Annotated in this window: 11 protein-coding genes, 1 tRNA gene and 2 pseudogenes; 5 read left to right on the forward strand and 9 right to left on the reverse strand. The window is 70.6% G+C overall.

The features are described from left to right. Window positions 1–264 precede the first annotated feature (264 nt). From ACSMXX_RS16845 to hrpA, 4 genes are all read right to left on the reverse strand, one after another. Entirely contained in the window at window positions 265–519 is a 255-nt protein-coding gene (locus ACSMXX_RS16845; protein WP_473179526.1) for a DUF6274 family protein, read from the reverse strand. A gap of 48 nt (window positions 520–567) precedes the next feature. Continuing rightward, window positions 568–1,218, reverse strand: a complete 651-nt coding sequence (locus ACSMXX_RS16850) for a mycothiol-dependent nitroreductase Rv2466c family protein (RefSeq protein WP_473179527.1) — start codon at window positions 1,216–1,218, stop codon at window positions 568–570. A 110-nt stretch (window positions 1,219–1,328) separates the two neighbouring features. Further along, a tRNA-Asp gene (locus ACSMXX_RS16855) sits at window positions 1,329–1,403 on the reverse strand. Between the two features lie 93 nt (window positions 1,404–1,496). Continuing rightward, window positions 1,497–5,654, reverse strand: a complete 4,158-nt coding sequence (gene hrpA / locus ACSMXX_RS16860; protein ID WP_473179528.1) for an ATP-dependent RNA helicase HrpA — start codon at window positions 5,652–5,654, stop codon at window positions 1,497–1,499. Between the two features lie 101 nt (window positions 5,655–5,755). Here hrpA and ACSMXX_RS16865 point away from each other — a divergent pair, with 101 nt between their 5' ends. Further along, the gene (locus ACSMXX_RS16865) at window positions 5,756–6,898 is read left to right on the forward strand and encodes an ABC-2 transporter permease (RefSeq protein WP_473179529.1); all 1,143 of its coding nucleotides are present in this window, start codon (window positions 5,756–5,758) and stop codon (window positions 6,896–6,898) included. 75 nt (window positions 6,899–6,973) lie between these two features. Here ACSMXX_RS16865 and sph read toward each other — a convergent pair whose 3' ends face one another. Continuing rightward, window positions 6,974–8,011 carry a sphingomyelin phosphodiesterase gene (sph, locus tag ACSMXX_RS16870; RefSeq protein ID WP_473179530.1) on the reverse strand — a complete coding sequence of 346 codons (1,038 nt, stop codon included), beginning with the start codon at window positions 8,009–8,011 and terminating at the stop codon, window positions 6,974–6,976. Window positions 8,012–8,288: 277 nt separating this feature from the next. Here sph and ACSMXX_RS16875 point away from each other — a divergent pair, with 277 nt between their 5' ends. The 4 genes and pseudogenes from ACSMXX_RS16875 (at window position 8,289) to ACSMXX_RS16890 (ending at window position 10,803) form a co-directional block, all read left to right on the forward strand. Beyond that, the gene (locus tag ACSMXX_RS16875; protein WP_473179531.1) at window positions 8,289–9,812 is read left to right on the forward strand and encodes a hypothetical protein; all 1,524 of its coding nucleotides are present in this window, start codon (window positions 8,289–8,291) and stop codon (window positions 9,810–9,812) included. A 152-nt stretch (window positions 9,813–9,964) separates the two neighbouring features. Next, window positions 9,965–10,216, forward strand: a pseudogene (locus ACSMXX_RS16880) (patatin-like phospholipase family protein); the annotation flags it as partial. A gap of 221 nt (window positions 10,217–10,437) precedes the next feature. Continuing rightward, a pseudogene (locus ACSMXX_RS16885) lies at window positions 10,438–10,488 on the forward strand (hypothetical protein); the annotation flags it as partial. Window positions 10,489–10,509: 21 nt separating this feature from the next. Beyond that, a complete protein-coding gene (locus ACSMXX_RS16890; protein ID WP_473185051.1) occupies window positions 10,510–10,803 on the forward strand; it encodes a hypothetical protein in 294 nt (97 codons plus the stop codon). A gap of 210 nt (window positions 10,804–11,013) precedes the next feature. Here the strand turns inward: ACSMXX_RS16890 and ACSMXX_RS16895 are convergent, their stop codons facing one another. From ACSMXX_RS16895 to ACSMXX_RS16910, 4 genes are all read right to left on the reverse strand, one after another. After that, on the reverse strand, window positions 11,014–11,862 hold the full coding sequence (locus ACSMXX_RS16895; RefSeq protein ID WP_473179532.1) for a polysaccharide deacetylase family protein: 849 nt from the start codon (window positions 11,860–11,862) through the stop codon (window positions 11,014–11,016). A 77-nt stretch (window positions 11,863–11,939) separates the two neighbouring features. Continuing rightward, a complete protein-coding gene (locus ACSMXX_RS16900) occupies window positions 11,940–12,806 on the reverse strand; it encodes an SDR family NAD(P)-dependent oxidoreductase (protein WP_473179533.1) in 867 nt (288 codons plus the stop codon). Then, complete coding sequence (locus ACSMXX_RS16905) at window positions 12,803–14,164, reverse strand: amidohydrolase (RefSeq protein WP_473179534.1); 1,362 nt, start codon at window positions 14,162–14,164, stop codon at window positions 12,803–12,805. The genes ACSMXX_RS16900 and ACSMXX_RS16905 overlap by 4 nt, the downstream gene beginning before the upstream one ends. Further along, a complete protein-coding gene (locus tag ACSMXX_RS16910; protein ID WP_473179535.1) occupies window positions 14,161–15,522 on the reverse strand; it encodes an MFS transporter in 1,362 nt (453 codons plus the stop codon). The genes ACSMXX_RS16905 and ACSMXX_RS16910 overlap by 4 nt, the downstream gene beginning before the upstream one ends. Window positions 15,523–15,539: the final 17 nt, after the last annotated feature.

Consider the following 15,539-nt stretch of genomic DNA (forward strand, 5'->3'; position numbering starts at 1 on the left):
CAGGGGGAGTTGGAGGCCGTCGCTACGTCTGCTGCGGGTCAGGGCCGAGGGCAATGAGACGTAGTGCAATTGCACATATTAAATTGGCGCGTGGTGAGAAGGGCGTAAGTTCCTCCGCATCCGGAACGGAACCAGTGACTCCCGTCACATCTGCTGTGACTTGTCGGGGACGACCACCCTGAGGTAGTGAGACAGCTCTCGTCAGCCGGATGCCCGCAGCTTCACAGCTCGTCACTGAACGCCCTTATCCGGAACCGGCGTTGACTAGTTGGACGCGGAGACCCGCCGTGACTCCCTGGGGCGCTCCATGTGCCGGTCCGTGTGTCCGGTCGTGTGCCCGTCCGCGTGTTCGTCCCCCGGCTCCTCTGCCTCTGCCGTGTGCTCCATCGCCAGGCGCAGCAGCCGGTGACAGACGGGGCAGTGACGCGTCACGTGCCGGTACCGGGTGGCGGCCGCCAGGTGCGCCCGCAGCAGCGCCTTGGTCTCACGCCGCCGCGGACCGCGCGGAGTTGTCCCCATTGATGCCCCACCTCCCTGTACGAGAAGTACCGGCGGGACGGTTTGCCGTCAAGAAGGCCCGTGAGCCGGCGGGCGTGAGGCCTGGAGTTCGTGGAATCCCGGAGTCGAGGCCACGAGCAGGACGCCGTCCCACAGCCGTGCGGCCCCTTCACCGGTGGGGACCTCGGAGACGACCGGGCCGAAGAACGCGGTCCGCCCCGGGTCGTTCCCGTTCCCGTTCCCGTCCCCGTCCCCGTCCACGGCGATCACCGGGGTGCCGACATGGGTGCCGACCAGCCCCACGGCCTCGGCTGTCGAAGTCCGTACGGCCTCGTCGTGGGCCGTCGTCATGCCGGCGTCGGCGAGCGTCCGGGGGAGCCCGGCGTTCTCCAGGGAGTCGTGCAGGTCGCCCAGCCACTCCTGCTCGCCGCCGCCGTCGACCGTCCACAGGGCTGTGTAGAGCCTCGCGAGCGCCTCCTGCCCGTACTCCTCCAGCACGGCGGCGCAGACGCGCACAGGGACCCACAGCCAGCCCTCGGGGTCGCCTTCCGGATCGTCGTCGCGGCCTTCGTTGAGCACCGAGAGGCTCATCAGGTGCCAACGCACTCGCACCGGGCGGACCTTGGCGACCTCCAGCAGCCAGCGGGAGGTCAGCCATGTGTACGGGCAGGACGGATCGAACCAGAAGTGGGCCGTCCGTATCTCCGACGGGACTGTCACGGGGTGCTCCAAGTCGTCCGGGCCACGAGGGCACTTCAAGGTGGCACGCCCCGGCCCGTACGCGGAACAGCCCGCCCCCGGCGAGCGGGGACGGGCTGTGTCCGGAACTGCGGTCCTGACGGGATTTGAACCCGCGGCCTCCACCTTGACAGGGTGGCGAGCACTCCAAACTGCTCCACAGGACCTTGCGGTGAGCACCCGGCGTGGGGCGCGAACGAGACTCTACAGCAGCCCGGTAAGCGGCGCGAACTCACTTTCCGCGACGCACTCGTCACCCCTCACGGCACCGCCGCGTCCACCGCTTTCATGATCCGTTTGTCCGAGACCGGGTGGGCGGTGCCGAGCGCGTGGGCGAAGTAGCTGACGCGCAGCTCCTCGATCATCCAGCGGATCTCCAGCGCCGCCCGCGGAACGGGCCTTCCCCTGGGGAACTGCTCCAGCAGCCACAGGTATTCGTCGTGCATCTCCTTGACCTTGGCCATCCGCGAACGGTCCCGCTCGGCGTTGTTCGGCATCTGCGTCAGGCGGCGGTCGGCGGCGACGAGGTAGCGCAGCAGGTCCGGGAGACGTGCCGCGCCGTGGAGCGTGACGAAGCCGGGGCAGACGAGGGCGGCGAGCTGCTGCCGTACGTCCTCGGCCGACTCGGCGAGGGCCGGGCTCGTCACGCCGCGCAGGCGCTGCTCGCACGAGTGCCAGGCGGCGAGCACCTCCTGGACCTGCTTGACCGTCTTCAGCGTGACGTCGACCAGGTCCGTGCGCACGGCGTCGAAGAGCTTGCGGAAGCCCTCCTCGTCCCACGCCGGCCCGCCCAGCGCCGCGACGAGCTTGTCCGCGGCGGCCGTCACGCAGTCCTCGAACAGCGCCTGCACGCTGCCGTGCGGGGAGCGGGAGAGGGCCAGCTTCTGCGGGTTGGACAGCTTCGAGGCGGCGAACTTGGCCGGGTCGGAAGGGATGTTGAGCACGATCAGCCGGCGGGTGCCGCGCCACATGGCCTGCTGCTGCTCGGCCTCCGTGTCGAAGAGGTGAACGGAGACCGAGTCGCCGTCGTCCACCAGGGCCGGGTATGCCTTCACGGGCTGGCCGCCACGCCTCGTCTCGAAGACGCGGGGAAGGGTGCCGAGCGTCCAGTCGGTCAGGCCCGTACGGGAGGAGAGGGCGGGTGCCGCGTCGCCGGAGCCGCTCCCGCCGGCCGGAGCCCCGGGGGGCGGCGGCTCCGGCTGCCTCTCCCCCGTCTTCTTGCGTCGGGCCTGCCCCGCCGGGCCGTGCTGTGCCCCCTGCCCGCCCTGCCCGCCCTGCCCGTCCTGAACGGACGCCTCGAAGGCGCGGGCGATCGCGGCCTGCGTCTTGTCCCGGAGGCTGTGCTGCAGCTCCTCCAGGTCCTTGGACTCGGCGAGGGTGCGGCGCCGTTCGTCCGTCACCCGGAAGGTGATCTTGAGATGGTCGGGGACCTTCGCCAGGTCGAAGTCGCCCGCCTCGAAGGGCACTCCGACCATGCGCCGCAGTTCGCGGGCGAGGACGGTCGTCAGCGGCTCCGGGCCCGGCGCCGCGGTGCGCAGGAAGCGCGCGGCGAAGTCCGGCGCCGGGACGTAGTGCCGCCTGACGGCCTTGGGCAGTGAGCGGATGAGCTCGGTGACGAGGCTCTCGCGCAGGCCGGGGATCTGCCAGTCGAAACCTTCCGCGGGCTCGATCTGGTTGAGGACCTGCAGGGGTACGTGGACGGTCACGCCGTCCGCGTCGGTGCCGGGCTCGAACTGGTAGGTGACGCGCAGCGTCAGCTCTCCCTGCTGCCACACGTCCGGGTAGTCGCTGCGGCTGATCTCCTCCGCCCGCTCGTTGATGAGCATCGACTTCTCGAAGCTGAGCAGGTCGGGGTCCGCACGCTGCTGCTTCTTCCACCAGGAGTCGAAGTGAGCGCCGGAGACGACGTGTCCGGGCACGCGCTCGTCGTAGAAGTCGTACAGCGTCTCGTCGTCGACGAGGATGTCCCGCCGGCGTGCCCTGTGCTCCAACTCCTCGACCTCGTCGAGGAGTTTGCGATTGTCATGGAAGAAACGGTGGTGTGTGCGCCAGTCGCCCTCGACGAGGGCGTGCCGGATGAACAGGTCGCGGGACGTCTCCGGGTCGATGCTCCCGTAGCTGACCTTGCGCTGGGCGACGAGCGGCACCCCGTAGAGCGTCACGCGCTCGTACGCCATGACGGCCGCCTGCTTCTGCTCCCAGTGCGGTTCGCTGTAGGTGCGCTTGACCAGGTGCTCGGCGAGCGGCTCGATCCACTCCGGTTCGACCTTGGCGTTGACGCGGGCCCACAGCCGCGAGGTCTCCACCAGTTCGGCGGACATCAGCCAGCGCGGCTGCTTCTTGAAGAGCGAAGAGCCGGGGAAGACCGCGAACTTGGCGCTCCGCGCGCCCAGATACTCGTTCTTGTCCGTGTCCTTGAGTCCGACGTGGGAGAGGAGGCCGGCCAGCAGCGACTGGTGCACCGCGTCGGCCGGGGCCTCCCGGGAGGACGAGGCCGGCAGGATGTCCATCTGCCTGGCGACCTGGCGCAGCTGCGCGTAGATGTCCTGCCACTCGCGTATACGCAGGTAGTTGAGGAACTCCGCCTTGCACATGCGGCGGAAGGCCGAGGTGGACAGCTCCTTCTGCTGCTCCCGCACGTAACGCCACAGGTTGAGGAAGGCGAGGAAGTCGCTGCCCTCCTCGCGGAAGCGGGCGTGCTGCTGGTCGGCCTGCTGCTGCTTGTCCGAGGGGCGTTCGCGGGGGTCCTGGATGGACAGGGCCGCGACGATCACCATCACCTCGCGCACGCATCCGTTCCGCTCGGCCTCCAGCACCATGCGGGCCAGCCGCGGGTCGACGGGGAGCTGTGCGAGCTTGCGTCCGGTGCCGGTGAGGCGGGTCCTGCCGTCCTTGCTGCCCCTGCCGGCCTGGGCGGCCTTGCCGGCCTTGGCGTCCTTCGCCTTGGCTTCGGCCGAGGTGCTGAACGCGTGCAGTTCTTCCAGGAGTTGGACGCCGGCCTTGATGCTGCGGTGGTCCGGAGGGTCGATGAACGGGAACTTCTCGATGTCGCCGAGGCCCGCGGCGGTCATCTGCAGGATGACGGAGGCCAGGTTCGTACGGAGGATCTCGGCGTCCGTGAACTCCGGCCGGGAGAGGAAGTCGTCCTCGGAGTAGAGCCTGACGCAGATGCCGTCGGACGTACGGCCGCAGCGGCCCTTGCGCTGGTTGGCGCTGGCCTGGCTGACCGGCTCGATGGGCAGCCGCTGGACCTTGGTGCGGTGGCTGTAGCGCGAGATGCGGGCCGTGCCCGGATCCACGACGTACTTGATGCCGGGGACGGTGAGGGAGGTCTCCGCGACGTTCGTGGCCAGGACGACGCGGCGGCCGGTGTGTGCCTGGAAGACGCGGTGCTGTTCGGCGTGCGAGAGGCGGGCGTAGAGGGGGAGGATCTCGGTGCCCGCCGCGGCGGCGGCTCCGGCCCTTACGAGGCGTTTCTCCAGCGCGTCCGCCGTGTCCCGGATCTCGCGCTCGCCGGAGAGGAAGACGAGGATGTCGCCGGGGCCTTCGGCCTGGAGTTCGTCGACGGCGTCGCAGATCGCGGTCGTCTGATCGCGGTCCTTCTCCTCGGAATCCTCTTCGAGCAGCGGCCTGTAGCGCACCTCGACCGGATACGTACGGCCGCTGACCTCGACGATCGGCGCATCGCCGAAGTGCCGGGAGAACCGCTCCGGATCGATCGTCGCCGAGGTGATCACGACCTTCAACTCCGGGCGTCTGGGCAGCAGTTGTGCCAGATAGCCGAGCAGGAAGTCGATGTTGAGGCTTCGCTCGTGCGCCTCGTCGATGATGATCGTGTCGTACTGGCGCAGCTCGCGGTCCTGCTGGATCTCGGCGAGCAGGATGCCGTCCGTCATCAGCTTGACCAGGGTGTTCTCCCCCACCTGGTCGGTGAAGCGGACCTTCCAGCCGACGGATTCGCCCAGGGGCGACTTCAGTTCGTGGGCGACGCGCTCGGCGACCGTACGGGCCGCGAGCCGGCGGGGCTGCGTGTGCCCGATGGTTCCGTGGATGCCGCGGCCCAGCTCCATGCAGATCTTGGGGATCTGCGTCGTCTTGCCCGACCCGGTCTCGCCCGCGACGATCACGACCTGGTGGTCCCGTATCGCCGCGAGGATCTCGTCTTTCTTCCGGCTGACCGGGAGCTGCTGCGGATACGTGATCGACGGCAGCGACTCGCGGCGGGCGGTCACCTTCAGCTCCGAGTCGTCCATGGCTGCGGAGATCTCCGCGAGGACGGCATCGCGTGCCTCGGGCTTGCGGACCTTGCGCGCGCCGTCAAGGCGGCGCCCCAGCCGCTGCCGGTCGCGCAGCATCAGCTCGGGCAGACGCTCGCGGAGAGCGTCGAAGGACGGGGAGGGGGACGTGGATGTCGGCATACCGGCTCCAGGATCGCACCTCACCGAATCCGGCGGCCAACCAATTCATGAACGGGACGAATACGTACGTACAGGGACAAGTGCCACCTAGGGTGGCGCGCATGAGCGAGCAGCAGGATCCGGAGCCCGGCGCGGAGCAGCCCCCGTCGCGACCGCAGTCACAGCGGCAGTCTGGGCCACAGTCGCAGCAGCATTCACGGTCGCAGTCACAGCCGCACGGTGCGCGGAGTGTGCAGCACCCGCCCCACGGGCTGCGTGCCGGATGGCGGATCTTCACGCACACGCCGTTCTTTCCCGCGACCGTGCTCGCGCTCATCGTCGCCGCGGCGGCCGGTCTCTTCGCCGGCTCCTACACCTACGCCATGGCCGACCCCACACCCCGCGACATCCCTGCGGCCGTCGTGGGCCAGGTCGAGGACGAGGAACGGGCCCGGGCGTTCGTCGGCGGCCTGGAGGAGGCGCTCGGCTCATCGCTCAAGGTGCGCCGCTACGGTACGTTCGCGCAGGCCAAGGAGGCAGTCGAGGACCAGGAGGTCTTCGCGGTACTGCGGCTGGACGCCCGTGAACGCGTCAGGTTGGACCTCTCCAGCGCCGCCGGCGCCTCGGTGGCCGAGGTGCTGCAGGAGACGGCGCCGAAGGTGGGGCAGAAGACGGGCGTACGCGTGACCGTCGACGATCTGAAGCCGCTCGGCAGAGGAGACCCGCGCGGGCTGACGATCTTCTACATGACCCTCGCCGCCGACATCATCGGCTTCATCGGCGCGATCCAGCTCAGCGTCAACGTGCCGGAGCTCTCCCCCGTCGCCCGGCTCTCCTTCATCGCCGCCTACGCGCTGCTCGGCGGCTTCATCATCGCGGCGATGGTGGGCTGGTTCCTCAGGGCCGTGCACCTGCCGTTCGTGCACTCCTGGATGATCCTCACGCTGACGATGTTCACCTCGGGCATGGTCTTCCTCATGTTCAACGCCCTCATCGGGCGCTGGGCGATGATCCCCACCTGGTTCGTGATGGTGCTGCTCGGCAACCCCTCGTCGGGCGGTGCGGTGTCCTGGCCGCTGCTCCCGTCCGTACTGGGTCAGGTCGGGCGGTGGCTGCCTCCGGGCGCGTCCGTGAACGCCCAGCACACGGCGGTCTATTTCGTGGGCAGCCAGCATGCGATGCCGTACCTGGTGCTCGCGGCGTGGGCGGTGGGGGGTGCCGCGGTCTTCCTCGGCGTCGACGCCGAGCGGCGCGGGCGCGCTTGAGCGTGTGAAACAGACGGAGGGCCCCGCGGCAGAGGGCCCCGCAGCACGGCGGGGCCCTCCGCATGCGCCCGTGCGCTACGAGACGGGGCCGCCGATCACCGGGTAGTGGTCGGAGAGATTCGTGAACGTGCCCTCGGAGGACTCCCAGGGTGCGGTCTCCTCCTTGACGACCTCGTTCTCCCAGCCGGCAGGGCGGGCATGGCCGTTGCGGTGCAGCACGTAGTCCAGGTCGGAACGGCTGCCGTTGTCGTTCCGGCCCTTGGCGATGGTGTTCTCCACGTGGTCCGAGGAGTAGGGGTGTCCCGTGCGGGCGTCCGCGGGGGCGAGGTCCGCGTTGGCGAGCATGGACGCGTACTCCTCGCCACGGGAGTCGGTGTTGAAGTCGCCCGCGACCATGACCTGTTCTCCCGCCGGGATCTTCTTCTCGTCGAGGAACGAGTCGATCGCGCCGAACTGCTCGGCACGTATCTTCTGCGGTTCGCCCTCGCCGCAGGCCGAGTCGCCCGCCTGCACGTGCGTGCCGACGACGTGCACCTTGGCGCCGTTCACGTCGAGTACGGCGTACACGAAGCCCTTGTTGGAGAGGTAGTCGGCGCCGCAGCCGTGGTCGTAGACGAACTGTTCCTTGTGGACGATCGGCCACTTGCTGAGGATCGTGACGCCGCCGTCCTCGGGCGCGATGTCCGACCACGAGCCGCCGGTCGCGTCCCAGCCGTCCTTGCTCCTGCCCAGCACCGGTGTCTGGTGCGGGTATTGAGCCGCGGCCTTCTCCTGGAGCTTGTCGGAGACGGAGTTCTCGAACGCCTCCTGGAGCACGACCACGTCATGGCCCTGGAAGAAGTCCGCGTCGGGGATCGCGTCCCCGCGGTGGTCCTGGCCCCAGTTGGGATAGATGAGCTTGTTGAACAGGAAGGTGTTGTAGCTGAGCACCTTCAGGGCCGGCGCTTCGGCAGCCTCGGTGGCCTCCCCGGGCGACGCGGTCGCGGAGGAGCCCGTCGCGAAGAGGGCCGATCCGGCGAGCACCGCGGCGGCGGCAAGTCCCTTGAGGCGGCGCAGTCTTCGCGATCCGCGGGGCGGAGGCGCCGGTGTGGAGGCGGATGCTGAGGGTGGCATGTTCGTCTCCCGTGGGGGGTGAGGGATACGTACGACGCTCATCCAAGCAAGCGAGCTTGATTTCTGTAACCGTCCTCGTTCGCCAAAATCCGCCCGGGCGGCGGGAGTCGGGGGCGGTCGGTGCGGTTCGGTGCGGGTCGGCCCCGATCGGTTCGGGTCGGTGCTGGTCGGTCCTGGTTCAGGCGGATCAGGGGTCCCGCACAACTTTTCGTCCCTGCCGCGGGTCTCATCTGCGTACCGGCGCCATCGGGCGCATCCGGGGGGACTTGGAGGGGAAATGCGCGTTCGCACACTGTGCGCCGCCGTGGCCGGCCTGGCCGTCGTTCTCACAGGGAGCACGGCGTCCGCGGCCGCTCAGGCGGAACCGGTTCAGGCGGAGCCCGCCCAGGCGGAACCGGCGGGGTCCGCAAAGGGGCAGACGGCGAAATCGGCTCCCGTGCGGGAGGACTTCAACGGGGACGGGTTCCAGGACGTCGCGACCGCCGCGCCCGGCGCCACCGTCGCCGGCCAGGCCAGGGCCGGGTACGTCGTGGTCACTTACGGCTCGGCGTCCGGGCTGCGGACGGCATCCAGCACGTACATCGACCAGAACTCCGCGGGCGTCCCGGGCGTGGCCGAGACCGACGACCGCTTCGGAGCCAAGCTGGTCGCCCGCGACCTCGACGGCGACGGGTTCACCGACCTCGCCGTGCGCTCCTCCGGCGAACAGGTCGCCGCCACAAGCAGCTACGGCACGGTGACCGTCCTGTGGGGCCGTACGGGCGCGGTCGGCGGGCAGGGTTCCGCCACCGTCGAGGCACCGGCCGGTTCCAGCGGCTGGCAGGTCGGCGTGAACCTGACCGGCGGCGACTTCGACGGAGACGGCAGCGCCGATCTCTTCATGCAGCACGGCGACGACTGGGAGACGCGCTCGGTGCTCTCCGGCCCGTTCACCCGCGGCGGCGAGGCGGCTGACGAGCAGCAGATCGACATGTTCAGCACCGACAACGACATCTACGCCGTCGCCGCGGGCGACATGACGGGCGACGGCGTCGACGACCTGGCCACCTTCTACGCGTACCAGAACCACGCGGAGGGCGGCCGGTTCTGGCAGGGCACCGCTTCCGGGCTCTCGACGGAGCCGAAGCAGCTCAGCTCCGCGGCCACCGCCGCCGTCGGCGACTTCGACAAGGACGGCAAGGGCGACCTGGCCACCCGTACCGTCCCGGGCGGCATCACCGAGGACCTGCCGTACGACCACGGCACCGTCAGGATCTACTACGGCACCGCCGACGGGCCCAGCGCCACCCGCACCAGCACGATCACGCAGAACAGCGCCGGCGTCCCGGGCACGAGCGAGAAGGGCGACCAGTTCGGCGCGCGGCTCGACGCGGGCGACGTCAACGGCGACGGCTACGCGGACCTCGCCGCCGGCGTGCCCTTCGAGGCCATAGGCAAGAAGCCGGCGGCGGGCGGTGTGGTCCTGCTCAAGGGCCGCTCCGGTGGACTCAGCGGCACCGGCGCCCAGGCCTTCCACCAGGACACCGCGGGGATCCCGGGAGTGGCCGAGGCAGGCGACCGCTTCGGCGGAGCGGTGCGCCTGCTCGACGTCACCAAGGACGCCAAGGCCGAACTCGCCGTCTCCGCACCGGAGGAGAACGGGACGGGCGCGGTCTGGTCGCTGCGCGGCACCTCGTCCGGCCTCACGTCGGCCGGCTCGCTCGCCTTCAACCCCGTCGACCTCGGCATCCCGGCGGCAGGCGCCGGCTTCGGCGGCTCCTTCGCCAACGAGAACGGGACGTTCCTGTACGCGCCGAACTGATCCTATTCCCGGTTCGGTCGGGGGCAGGTGCCGCTGGTGGCGGTGCCTGCCCCCGGCATGTGTCACGTCGGCGGACGGCGCCGTGGGGGAGGCTGGCGTCAGCGGCGAAATCAGGGGGCGCCGGGCACCGGTTGGCGGCGGAAGGTGAGGGCATGGCGGATACGGCACTGGTGTTGGGCGGGGGAGGGCTGACCGCGTACGCGTGGCAGGCCGGTCTGCTGGCAGGACTGGCAGATGCCGGTGTGGATCTCACCGACGCCCATCTGATCGCCGGCACGTCAGCCGGTTCGCTCCTCGCTGTGGAGCTGGCCGCGGGGGCGGCGCCGGCCGACCTGTACGCGGAGCAGATCAGCCAGGAGCGCACCATCCTTGAGCGTGACGTCACCCTTGCCATCACCGTCAAGTACCTGTGGGCCGCCCTCGGTTCACGTGATCAGGGGACCGTGCTCAAGCGGCTGAGCAGGCTTGCGCTGACGGTGCGCGACGTGCCGGAGAGCGAGCTCCTCGATGCGATCGGACGCCAACTTCCGGTCCGGAATGGCCGGAGCGGCCCCTGCGGCTGTTCGCGGTCGATGCGCTCACCGGTGCGACAGCCGGCTTCAGCGACGGGAGCGGGGCCGACCTGCTGCGAGCGACGGCGGCGAGCTGTGCACTGCCCCCTCTGTTCCCGCCCGTCACCATCGGGGAGGGGCGCTGGGTGGACGGAGGCGTCCGCTCGACGACCAACGCCGACTTGGTGCACGACTGCTCCCAGGTGGTGGTGCTGGCCCCCGTCCCCAAGGCTCCCGGAGCTGCTCCCGGCGCCTCCGGCCAGGTGGACTCCCTGGTGGCTGGCGGCACCCGGGCCACCCTGGTCGTTCCCGACCGGGCGGCGCGTCGTGCCTTCGGCCGCAATGCCATGGACCCCTCCCGCGTCCCCGGCGCGGCTCGGTCAGGCCTACGGCAGGCAGCCGGGCATGCCGAACAGATCCGCGCCGTCTGGCACGGCTGAGCCTCCCGTCCGTCGGGCTCCGCCGGGGCCGTGCGCGAGGGACGAGATGCCGTCGTCCGGTGAGTTCTCGCTGTCTGCCGAGCGGTCTGGGCTGCGCAGATGCCGTCTCCGGCTTCGAAAGACCCGGCGGGCGTTCAAGCTCCGAGCTCGCGCCGGAGCTGGTGCTGTGGCGTGGGACGGCCGCCAGTAGGCCGGCCCACGGTACGGCGTTCAGGCAGGCCGGTAGCTGCCCAACTCCTCGCCCGCACCGATCAGTTCGGCGATCCGCTCGCAGGTGGTGACCTCGACGTCGAGTTCCGCCAGCCGGTCCAGCCAGTGCTCCAGAGCGAGCAGCCGGTGGCCGCGGCCGATCACTTCCGGGTGCATGGTCACGGTGAGGACGCCTCGGTGGACGTCGCGGAGCATGTAGTCCAGATCGTCCGACCAGTTGCCGAACATCTCGGCGGGGGCCCGCAGTCCGGGCAGCGCGCCGGAGGGTGTGTGCAGGAATTCCAGGTACGGGAAGTCGTCCAGGCTCCAGCTGACCGGGAGTTCCACCAGACCCGTGCGTTCACCCCAGCGCACACCGTCCTGGTGCACTTCGTCGGAGGTGCGGCAGTGGTACGGGGCGTAGTCGTGCCCCATCAGGCTGCTGTCGTAGGCGAGTCCGTGCTCGATGAGCAGGACGACGGAGTCGTCCGAGAGGTCCCAGGCGGGTGCGCGGAAGCCGCGCGGCCGGCGGCCGGTGACCGACTCGACGGCCGCCAACGAGCGCTGCAGCACCGCGCGTTCCTCGTCGACGGGCAGTGCCGCGACGTTCTCATGTGCGTGGCCGTGTACAGCCACTTCGTGGCCGGCCGCGGCGATTTCGCGGGTGAGTCCGGGATAGGTCAGGGCGGTGTGCCCCGGCACGAACCACGTACTGACTAGGTCTCTGCGCGCCAGGGTGTGCAGCAGGCGCTCGGCCCCGACCGCCGCGAACTCGCCGCGGGAGCGCGGCGTAGCCGTGAGCAGGCCGCGCGCCATCCAGCCGGACAGCGCGTCGAAGTCGAAGGTGACACAGACGTACCCGGCGGTCATCGCTTCCCCTCCAGGGTCGCTCGGCTCAGCTCGGTTGAGCGGCGGTTCGGTTGAGCGGCGGTTCGGTTCGGCTCGGCTCAGCTGAGTGGCAGCGCGGCGTTGCCCGCGCCCGCGCCGCCGTCGACGGTCAATGACGCACCGGTGACCCACCCGGCATCGGGACCGCACAGGTAGGCCACGGCCCCGGCCACGTCGTCGGGGGTGCCGGGACGCGGCCAGGGCTGTCCGCCGCGGATCGACCGTACGTACTCGGGCCGCAGCGGATTGACCTCGCTGCCGACCTCGATGAATCCCGGCGAGACGGCGTTGACGCTGATCTCGTGCTCGGCGAGTTCCAGCGCGAACGCCTTGGTGAGCATGTCGAGTCCGGCCTTGGAGACGCAGTAGTGCGCGGCACCGCGCCGGGCCCTCGCCGACGCCCCGGAGCTGATGTTGACGATGTGCCCGGGGCGCCCCTCCGCGACCAGTCGCCCGGCGAACGACCGGGACAGCGAGAAGACGCCGGAGAGGTTGACGTCCAGGACGCGGTCCCACGTCGCGTCCGTCATCTCGAGCAGCGGCGAACTCGGATACAGCCCGGCCGCGTTGACGAGGATGTCCAGTCCGCCCCACACCTCGCAGGCGGTGCCGAGGCGGCCGGGCAGTGCTGCCCGGTCGCGCAGGTCGAGGACGAGCGGCAGCACGTCCTCGACGGCCTCGCCGCCGTCGCCGCCGTCGCCGCCCACCAAATCACCGGCACCCAACTGGGCAGCCACTTCCTCCAGTTGATCCTCGCGCTGGTCCGCGATCAGCACGCGCGCGCCGTCCCGGTGCAGCCTGCGCGCAATGGCCGCGCCGATGCCGCCCGCCGCTCCGGTGACCAGGGCGCGGGGCCGCGCCGCATGCCGCGCCCGTACCGCGTTCGCCTCCGCGTTCGCTTCCGCTTCCGCCTCCGTCTCCGTCATCGGCTCTCTCCTTCCGCCGCGCCGTCGTAGGTGCTGACGGCGTCGAAACCGGCCCGCAGTGCCTCGTACTCGGCGACCGTGCGCCGTGGCCCGCGCGCCGCCACGATCTCCCGTGCCGCGCCCGCGCCCTCGCTCAGCAGGTCGATCACGCACCAGGCCAGCAGGACCGCAGGTTCCAGCGCGGCGGCGACATGGTCGGTCACCTGATAGTCGACGCTGTGCGCGTCGCCGGCCGCCCCGGATGTGAACGGATGCAGTACGGGCAGCACTTCGCCCAGGTCGCCCATGTCGGTGGAGGCGCCGCGGTGCCACCCGCCGACGACGGACTCCGGCCCGAAGAGCAGCCCCGCGTTCGCGCGGCACAGCTCCACCAGCGCCGGATCCTGGTGGTGCGGAAGGTAGTTGAGGGTGGTCTCGGTGGTGGCGGTGGTCCCCAGGGCGACGGCGCCGGAGCGCACCGCCCGGTCCACCGCCGCGCATGCGCCGCGCAGCGCCTCGACCGTACGGGCCCGGATGACGACCTCCAGCTCGGCCCGGTCCGGAACCGCGGTGGGTGCCGTGCCGCCGTGCGGCAGCACCGCGTTGACGCGCACCGCGTCCTCGTCGCGGAACGTGTCGCGCTGTGCGTCGATGGCGGCGACGGTGAGCGTCGCGGACTTCAGCGCGTTCACGCCGCGCCATGGCGCGGCCCCGGCGTGGCTGGCCCGCCCCTCGAAGCGCACCTGTTTGACCACCGACCCGTTGTGGCTGTCGCCCACGGACAGCCGCGGTGCCTCCTCGCCCGCGGTGTGGCAGAGCATCGCCAGGTCGATGTCGTCGAAGGCGCCGCGGGCGATGAGGTCCGCCTTGCCGACGAGATGGCGCAGTTCACCGCCCCGTACCAGCTCACTGCGCCACGCCAGCTCGGCGCTCTCCTCGGCCGGTACGGCGAAGAAGACCACGTCGCCGTCCAGTTGCTCGCGTACGGCGGAGAGCGCGAGGGCCGCGCCCAGCATCGACCCCACCTGCGCGTGGTGTCCGCAGGCGTGTGCCGCGCCGCTGCCGGGATCGGCGAGGGGATGGCCGGGCAGCGGCAGCGCGTCCAGCTCGCCGAGCACCGCAGCCGTAGGACCCGGAGTACGGCCCGTCATGCGCGCCTTGACGCCCGTACGGGACAGCCCGGACTCGAAGGGGAGCCCCAACTCCGTGAACCAGTCGGCCACGACGCCCGCGCTGCGGTATTCCCGGAACCCGGTCTCGGGGTGGCGCTGGAGGTCCGCGCTGACCTCCAGCACCCGGTCCCGGGAGCGCTCGACCGCGTCCCGAGCCGCCCGCTTGAGCTCTGTGACAGCGGGCCCGTACCCCGCCCGTACGGTCAACGCTGCTCCGTGACAAGCGCGTCAGGGGACGTACGCAGGTGGCGGCCGAGCCCGTCCCGGAAGCTCTGCGTCGTCTGCGGAGTGATCAGCGCGCCGATCACGGCGAGCAGAGCCCCGAACACCAGGAAGGAGAAGGCGACTTCGAAGGAGAACCGCTCGGCGAGGAAGCCCATCACGAACGGCGAGATGGCACCGGCCAGTTGGCCGCCGAAGTTGACCATGCCGCCGCCGACGCCCGCGTATTCGGCGGGCAGCATGCGCAGCGGAAGCCCGAAGATCTGCATGTACGCGAGGTACATCACCAGCGTGCCGCCCGTCTCCCAGAGGATGAACTCCGTGGCGGTCTCCGCCCGCACCATGAACCCGAGCAGCACCGCCGTCACCAGCATGACGGGGATCACCACGCGCCGGTGATTACCGCGCAGGTAGCGGTCGAAGACGTACCCGCCGAGCACCATGCTGACCGCCGCGCCCAGCCACGGAATCCCCGCGAGCACGCCCGCCCCGGCCAGCGACACGTCCTTGCTCTCCCGCAGGAACGTCGGCACCCAGGAGACCAGGCCCCAGCCGATGATGTTGAACCCGCAGAACATCAGCGTGAAGCGCCACATCACCGACGAGCGCAGCAGCCGCAGCGCGTCCCGCATCGGGACCTGCTTCGTGGCCTCCGCCGGGGCGGGCGTCGCGTCGCCGTGCTTCGCGTCGCCGTGCTTCGCGTCGCCGTCGGCCGTGCTGGTGGTGAGTGCACGCGGCAGCCCCTTCCACAGCACGAAGACCATCGCCACACCCAGCAGCGCCACCGCGAAGAACGCCCCGCGCCAGCCGAAGGCGGCGATCAGCGGCGCGGCGACCATCGGGGCTATCGCGGCGCCGAAGGGGTTGGAGGCGGACATGGCGCCGTTGGCCGTCAACCGCTGCTGCGCGGTGGTACGTTCGCTGATCGCCTTGATCGATGCCGCCGGGAAGATGCCCTGCATCGCGCCGAAGATCGCGCGGATGACCACCATCGAAGCCAGCCCGCGCGCAAGCCCGCAGGCCGCCGTGAACACGCTCCACCCGGCGGCGGCCAGCAGCATCGTGCGCTTGGCGCCCCAGGTGTCGGCCATGATGCCGCCGGGTATCTGGAAGGCCGCGTAGGTGATGAAGAACGAGGTGAGGATCAGGCCCTGGCCCGTCTCGCCGAGGCCGAACTCGTCGCCGATCTCCGGCAGCGCGAGGGTGATGACCAGGCGGTCGATGTAGTCGACGAGCCAGGTGAGGAACAGCACGACGACGGTCACCCTGGCCACCCGGGCGGCCGTCGGGCGCCGGGCCCGCAGGCTCGGCGCGGTCCACCGGCTCCGCTTCTCCGCTTCCATCCTCCACCTCCACGCAG

The organism is Streptomyces sp. DSM 116795 (genome assembly GCF_055792905.1).